Here is a 7,171-nt window from a genome sequence, read left to right as displayed (position 1 = left end):
CGAGGGAATCAACAATAAACTTAAACTAATAAAACGGAGAGGCTATGGCTTTAGAAACTTTCGTAATTTTTGGGTTAGAAGTATGTTATCTTGGCATCTTGTCTGTTGATTTAGCATAAAGAGTAACGAAGAGCCCAAATTCCTCGTCCCTCATTATCTTGGAAAGTGGGCTTGTGATAGATATCGACACGCTCTTTCATCGTTCTCAACACTGTCATGGTGTTGGCTGATGGTTCTTTCGGTGGGATTTCTTGAAATAGTTTTTCCCAAGTGAGGGGACCCACGATGCCATCTGCGGCTAAATTATGCTCCGCTTGAAACTGTATGACACGCTGTTTAGTATTCTCATCAAAATTCCCATTGTCGGGGCAGGGATAACCTTGATTATTCAGTTCTCTTTGAACTTTCTTGACGTTTTCTCCAATCACTCCCAGTTTTAACAAGGTGCCTGGATAAGTAGATACGAATAGCATGGTTTTGTCCTCCTTAATTATTTTTACCTCACTTGCTTTTAGACAAGAATTTCATCCAGTCCCCATGACTTAACTTCGTAGTTAGCACCATGCACTTTACCTTGAGATGTCGCAATCGTTAACTTCCGTTTTCTGACATCTTCAATCCATTTAGGATTACTATGTTCTGCCACAACATTAGAGATAATCTTACGAATATCTTGTTCAGTTGTAGGTTGTAATTGATTGATTTTATGTTGAATTTCTACAGACTCATGAGAGTCAATGCCTCCATTTTGTACGGCGATATCAAAACAGAGCGCTAAACCAAGTTCAGTCTGTAAATTAAATTTTTGAGCATCACGAATGGCAATATCCCAGTATTCTTGGATCTGCTCGATTTGAATAGCCTGAACTTCTGGGAAACTTCCGAGTGTTTCAAAGGCTGTATTCCAAGGTTCTTTAACTTTATATTTATTAGAACCTAGTGAAATACTATCAGCCCAAGCTTTTTGCTCGGCAAGAGATTTGTCAAGAATTTTAAGAAGATCGTCAGCAAGATTTCCAAAAGCTTGCTCAAATAAATTAGGATATCGCTGATGAATTTCTTTGAGAATTTTTCCTAATTCTCCATTGGAGAGCGTAAAGCCAATAATCCCCCATGTTAATCCTGCTCCATCAAAATTGCCGACAACTTTGGTAAAGCCTGTTCCTTCAAAATCGGCTGTTAATTGTAGGCAAAGTTCCTGAATAGAGGGAAGTTCTGGTGCAATCAGTTGTTTCCACATCTCCTCATCAATTTTTCCGGTCGGAGAAAGGTTGTGTTGCTGTTGATAATTTAACAGGGCAATCTCAGTGTTTCTGCCATAAATTCCGTCGATAATATCTGTGTAAAGATTGCCAAGAGATCGCTGAACTTTTTTAATCAGTTCTCCACGAACACTGCGATAACCACTGGAAGGTCGTTGAAACAGAATGCGTACCATGGTAATAACTCCTATTGATTTTTCAATTTGGCTAAAGTTGCAGGATCGACTATGCCATTAACAGGAAGATCATGAGAGCGTTGAAATTCTACAACTCTTCCTTCTGTCATTGGACCAAATTTTCCGTCAACATCATCTCCTTGAAATCCTAATAAACGTTGTATTTCTTTGACGGATTCTCCCGTATCTTTTCGGTTGATTAAATCAGTAAAGATCGGATCGGGATTAATTCTCGAAAAATCGCCTTGAACAAATTTTTGTAGTCCTTCTAACTCTCCATTAAACCAGTTAAGATCGACATAGTCAGAAATTCCTTTAATCCTGCCTTGGTCGGTATATTGCCAAAAATAACAAGTAGTCCAAGCCCCTGGAATATCAGGTCTTCCTAGTCGATAATGAGCAATCCAAAGCGGATACGCTTTAAATTCAGGAGTTGATCCTAATCCGTTCCAGAAACTAGGATAAGTATAAAGAATGGGTTTTCGTCCAGTTTTTTGTTCGACAATTTTGAGCCATTCCAAACACCGCGACTTAATAACAGATGAGCCAACACTATTGTTGGCTTCAGTATCCAAGACAGGAGGTAGATCATTAGCTTCTAATCCTCCAACTGCATTCAGTGAATTAAGAAAATTGTCGGCCTGTTCACTTGCATCTTTGTTAGGACGGAAAAAGTGATAGGCTCCTCGTAAAATACCGACAGATTTTGCTTGTTTCCATTTATCAGTAAAGGTCGGATCTTTCCAGGTTACACCTTCAGTCGCTTTAAGAAAGGCAAATTTGATGCCGCATTCAGCAAGGTTAGCCCAATTAACAGGGTTTTGATAGCTAGATAGATCAATTCCTGGAATACTCATAACTTTGCTCCTAAATTCGTTTAAGTTAGATTGATGAATTAAAGTTCATACTTGGTTTTGAGAGCTTCGAGTTCTCCACTAGATAGAATTTTGGCAACCTCAAAGTGCATCCCATCTTTACGACTGTTGAAATGACCTCCCCAGTAAAATCCGTATTCGTTGGCAATAGGAACCAACCGTCGGACTGAACCCTTTTCTTCCACCAAAGCTGGAGTATGTGCCAGTTTATTCCATTCGTAATTAATATCAAAAGCAGAACCAAAAGCGTGGTTGCTTAAGACGGTGCGACTACCACGAATAAAACGCGGTACAAAGCTACCGTCGAAAGTTAGAATAAGTTTTAGTAGGTCTTTAGATTGCCAAACTTTCCAGAGTCCTTGTAACTGTGGGGCGGCAAGACGGTGAAACTCCATTTTCCCATTACTAGGTGCATCATGAATATTCTGAAAATCGGGAAGCTCTACTTCTAAAATATTTTCTTGAACCCAATTTCCCAGAATTTTGATGTGTTCGGGATTGTTAGGAGTTGGATCGGAAACATAGTCAAACTTACCAAAAAGCTGTTGTCGCTCCGATAAGCTAACCACTGCTGGAAAAACGGGTTTAGGCGGAAAATCAGCATCGTACTCCACACCATCAAACCCATCTTCTAGAGCCTTGGCATAGGTTTTGCTGCCAATGATACCATCATCTTTTAGTCCTTTAGAGAGTTGATATTTTTTCGTGGCATCTTCAGTGGCTTGACCAAATTTACCATCAGCCACTAAATCAGGAAAACCATGACCTATGAGAAATTGCTGCCAACGCTCAACAACTTCCCCTGTTGATCCTCGTTTCAAAACTGGTAATGCCATGATAAGTATCCTCCTTTTGTAATTTTTAGAGTTTCAAACCAATTCTTCAGTTAGAATTCGTCGTACAATTTCCGTCACTGCGACTGCCATGTGGGTATCTCGATCTTCCGATGAACCATCAGGAGTCCATAGAGCCATAGCAAAAGTGCGTAACTTAGCTGGTTGTAAACGGCGATCAACAAACTTCACCAAAGCAACATAGGTGAAAGCACTGTTACCCCAACCAGTTTTAGAAATGACGACGGGTTCGCTAATAACATTGATCACCCCTAAGGTTTCTAGGGCAACATCAACATAACGAGCAATATCATTACCCATAGCTCGGACAACGCTTTCTAAGCTGATCCACTGTGCGCTAGGCAGTCGTGTATTAGAGGTTAAATGCAAATGCCAACCCAGCATTGAAATGAGTCGGGTTAAATCATAGGCAGAGATATGGTTATTGCCCGAATTACCCTGAGCCGTTGAGCTAAGAACGGTTGCACCACTGGTAGTATCTTTGATTTTGGGATCAGCAATGAGAGAGGGCAATCCATAGGCTCCTCGAAATTCCAAATTTCCGTTTCCTGTTTGGGCTTGAATCCAAGACTCTAGATCTTGTCGCCGAGTAAACCGTTTAAATAAAGCTCCTACTTGATTGGAATATCCAATATTTCCTTCGATATCTTTTTTATAGGAAACCACATTAGCAACCAAGTCATAAAAACGAAGTTTGGAAGAGGAGGAAGGCTCAATCACACAATTATCAACGTCAACGGTGGGAAAATTGCTATTAATTTGAGAGATAGCATTGAGAACACCAATAAATTTAGTAGCACTGAGGAATTGAACAGGAGCTAACGCATTTTTTCCTAGCCAATGGGTTTTAATTGGGTTTATACCATCGCCAAAATTCCCAATACAGACACAGGCATGGGCAATATAGCTGGGTAAAAAATTCAACCCAGATGAATCAATGTTGGGTAATAGTCCTCGATTAGGATAATCCGAAGATATCGCACTATTGCCACCAGAAATAATCGATATACCATCCGGTTTTTGGGTTATGTATTGAGGGTAGTTACTAATTTCACTACTAAAGGGTGAATTTTGAGCGGTACGGCTGACGAACGCTTCATTTGCACCAACATCCACTAAGATGGAAGTGTGTTGTTGAATGTTAGTCAATTTCTGAAGGATAAAAGCAGCATCTTTGGCTTGTTCTAAAATGAAAGGAAGTTGTTTTGTATCTAATAGCTTTTTAGCAATTTCAGCATTTAGAGCAATCGTGTCTGAAGGAAGATCTGGAAGTTCGACTGCATGACAAAATTCTTTCAGTCCATTCCATGTATAACTATTCGTTGTGCCTAAACATCCATCTATCCACTGTCCTCCTGGATATAGTCCTAAGTTTCTGAGTTTGACTTGAATTTCACGAACTAATCCTTTATCGGCTTTTAATTGAGAGCGATTCAAAGCTTGATTATTACCAGAAATTTCTGTTAAAGTTGCCATGATCAAAGTTCTCCTTAATTTTTAAGCGTAGGACTCACCCTGTTCTCCAGGGTTAGCTACATGGATGTTATGGACATTGGGATAATTTTTGAGAAAATCACCAATTCTCTCTTTCTTAATAGACCTCGGACTAATATTATCTTAAGACCAAAAGTCTTTCTAGCTAAGGAATCTACCCAAATAAAAATGATTTTAATTGCCTCATATTTTTTCAGTGAAATTGAATTAGCAACGATAGATATACATCCCAGCTATCGAACTATTTAGTTAGTACATGGGCTAAAAGCAAGCTGTGATTGGGTTATAATTTTTGGAGATGTCTAATGTCTTTACTCCATTAAGACAAACCGAAGAACCAGATTAAGACTGTCCGCATGTCCACGGGAGCATCTCATTTATGCAAGTGAGTAATTATACTTATCCCCAAAACTGGTTTCTAGCAAGGCTTTCAAAATAGCTTGACATAAAAACCTGATTTAGGGGTTACAAAGGTGAGATGCTCCCCATGTCCCTGTCCACATCACGATTTCCCGAACCTAAAATTGTCAGCGACATCAGTTCCGCCTCCTCTAATTAATGGGTATGACCATCTGATAATTTTGTCACCCATTGCTCTTCACAGTTAAGTTTGCACTTGAAACTTATCTATCTCTAAGTTTTATTGTCTATTAATTTGACTATATAGAAATAGTAAGAGGAGATTTTTGTAACTTTTCTTGATAATTGCTGCCCTCGCATCGGCTGCTGGCAAAATCGCACTACCTTGCAGCATCCAACCCTTCGATCTTACCAGCGATCGCATTTAGCCTGGCTTTGATTCTGGTCATCCACTGGTTAAACTCGGCCGATTGCCAGTCGATAGCTTCCTTCCGTAGCCTTATTTCTCTGGTTGTTTTTTCGGGGGCTTCTAACCGGATATTTAATTCTGTAATCATCATTGCCTCAAGTATCCATGGATTCTTTACGGCAGGGAACTTGACATATCAATGAATGGGAATCAACCTCTTTACGGAAATTTTGCCGTTGACATCCTCACCACCGTAAAACCCACATTCCGCACCCTAGTCGTTGAAATCAAAAGTTGCTCTAGCCCTTGTATAGTAAAACTTTTAGCGATTACTAAGAATTATGAAGTGTCACACTCTAGTCAGCGATCGCCAGCTTAATGAGAGTTCATCTCAATAATTTGGTATCAGAGCCATCAGATTTTTAGGGCTAATTGTGCATCTGCTGGGCAAACAAATTAGCCTGTAATTCAGAGCCGGCAATCGTTTTGACGATTTAGATAAAATTTTCAATGTGACACTTTAGGGTGCGGAATGTGGGGGTTTACTGATCACTGAAAAAAGCTCCCAGTCCCTAATCACTTTAAAAAAATTTGCTATGATCTAGGGACTTGTTTAGTATTTGGTAAAAATAACCATAAGTGCCACCGTGTTCACCACTGTTCAACCCGCCAATCGTTCGAGCTTACCTGATGACCTATTTACAGCAATTAAAGAGCTTAAACAGGAATTAAACGCCGTTATTCTGGCTCACTACTATCAAAATTCTGACATACAGGATATAGCTGATTATATTGGTGATTCTCTAGGTTTATCCCAACAGGCTGCCCAAACGCCAGCAGATGTGATCGTATTTGCGGGGGTTCACTTCATGGCAGAAACAGCTAAAATCTTAAATCCAGATAAGTTGGTATTGCTGCCGGATTTAGATGCAGGATGTTCTTTAGCTGATAGTTGTCATCCTGAAGATTTTGCTCGTTTTAAAGCCCAATATCCCGATCATATCGTGATTTCCTATATTAATTGCAGTGCAGAAATTAAGGCCATGAGTGATATTATCTGCACCAGTTCCAATGCAGTCAAAATAGTTAATCAAATCCCTGTCCATCAACCGATTATCTTCGCTCCCGATCGCAATTTGGGACGTTACGTCAGTCAGCAAACTGGTAGAGATTTAGTCCTCTGGCAGGGTAGTTGTATTGTCCATGAAACTTTTTCCGAACGCAAGATAATAGAATTAAAAGTCGCCCATCCAGAAGCAAAAATTATCGCCCATCCTGAGTGTGAAGCATCGGTTTTACGCCATGCCGATTATATTGGTTCCACGACGGCACTATTAAATTATTCCCTGAAAAGTTCTGAAAAAACCTTTATTGTCGCCACAGAACCGGGGATTATTCACCAGATGCAAAAATCGGCCCCAGAAAAACTATTTATACCCGCACCAGGTTTGAATAACTGTGCTTGTAATGAGTGTCCCTACATGAGACTGAACACTCTCGAAAAATTGTATCTCTGTATGCGAGATAAAACTCCAGAAATTACTATTTCTGAAGATTTAAGACTTAAGGCACTGTTGCCGATTCAAAGAATGTTAGAAATGTCTTAATCAGTTATCAGTTATCAGTTATCAGTTATCAGTTATCAGTTATCAGTTATCAGTTATCAGTTATCAGTTATCAGTTATCAGTTATCAGTTATCAGTTATCAGTTATCAGTTATCAGTTATCAGTTATCAGTTAT

General features: G+C 39.6%; 8 protein-coding genes. 2 read left to right on the top strand and 6 right to left on the bottom strand.

Going from position 1 to position 7,171, the window contains the following annotated elements; genetic code table 11:
- Window positions 1–109, top strand: a 109-nt coding sequence (locus IM515_RS00640) for a transposase (RefSeq protein ID WP_190538260.1), incomplete at its 5' end; no start/stop codon positions are given.
- Window position 110: 1 nt separating this feature from the next.
- Here IM515_RS00640 and IM515_RS00635 read toward each other — a convergent pair.
- From IM515_RS00635 to IM515_RS00610, 6 genes are all read right to left on the bottom strand, one after another.
- Window positions 111–473, bottom strand: coding sequence for a peptidoglycan-binding domain-containing protein (locus tag IM515_RS00635; protein ID WP_287627082.1), 363 nt, complete (start codon window positions 471–473; stop codon window positions 111–113).
- 38 nt (window positions 474–511) lie between these two features.
- Window positions 512–1,438, bottom strand: a complete 927-nt coding sequence (locus IM515_RS00630; RefSeq protein WP_287627084.1) for a peptidoglycan-binding protein — start codon at window positions 1,436–1,438, stop codon at window positions 512–514.
- 11 nt (window positions 1,439–1,449) lie between these two features.
- Window positions 1,450–2,295 (bottom strand): GH25 family lysozyme, encoded by an 846-nt coding sequence (locus tag IM515_RS00625; protein WP_287627085.1) that lies wholly within the window; start codon window positions 2,293–2,295, stop codon window positions 1,450–1,452.
- A gap of 38 nt (window positions 2,296–2,333) precedes the next feature.
- Window positions 2,334–3,149, bottom strand: a complete 816-nt coding sequence (locus IM515_RS00620) for a M15 family metallopeptidase (protein ID WP_287627086.1) — start codon at window positions 3,147–3,149, stop codon at window positions 2,334–2,336.
- A gap of 33 nt (window positions 3,150–3,182) precedes the next feature.
- On the bottom strand, window positions 3,183–4,643 hold the full coding sequence (locus IM515_RS00615; protein ID WP_287627087.1) for a hypothetical protein: 1,461 nt from the start codon (window positions 4,641–4,643) through the stop codon (window positions 3,183–3,185).
- Window positions 4,644–5,401: 758 nt separating this feature from the next.
- A complete protein-coding gene (locus IM515_RS00610; protein WP_002772982.1) occupies window positions 5,402–5,581 on the bottom strand; it encodes a hypothetical protein in 180 nt (59 codons plus the stop codon).
- 496 nt (window positions 5,582–6,077) lie between these two features.
- On the opposite strand from IM515_RS00610, the gene nadA reads away from it, so the two are divergent.
- Window positions 6,078–7,037, top strand: a complete 960-nt coding sequence (gene nadA / locus IM515_RS00605) for a quinolinate synthase NadA (RefSeq protein ID WP_287627089.1) — start codon at window positions 6,078–6,080, stop codon at window positions 7,035–7,037.
- Window positions 7,038–7,171 lie beyond the last annotated feature (134 nt).

Source organism: Microcystis sp. M44BS1 (assembly GCF_020244875.1).
In the GTDB taxonomy this organism is placed as follows: domain Bacteria; phylum Cyanobacteriota; class Cyanobacteriia; order Cyanobacteriales; family Microcystaceae; genus Microcystis; species Microcystis panniformis.
The sequence above is the reverse complement of the archived record's forward strand: the minus strand, read 5'-3'. Positions and strand labels throughout refer to the sequence as shown.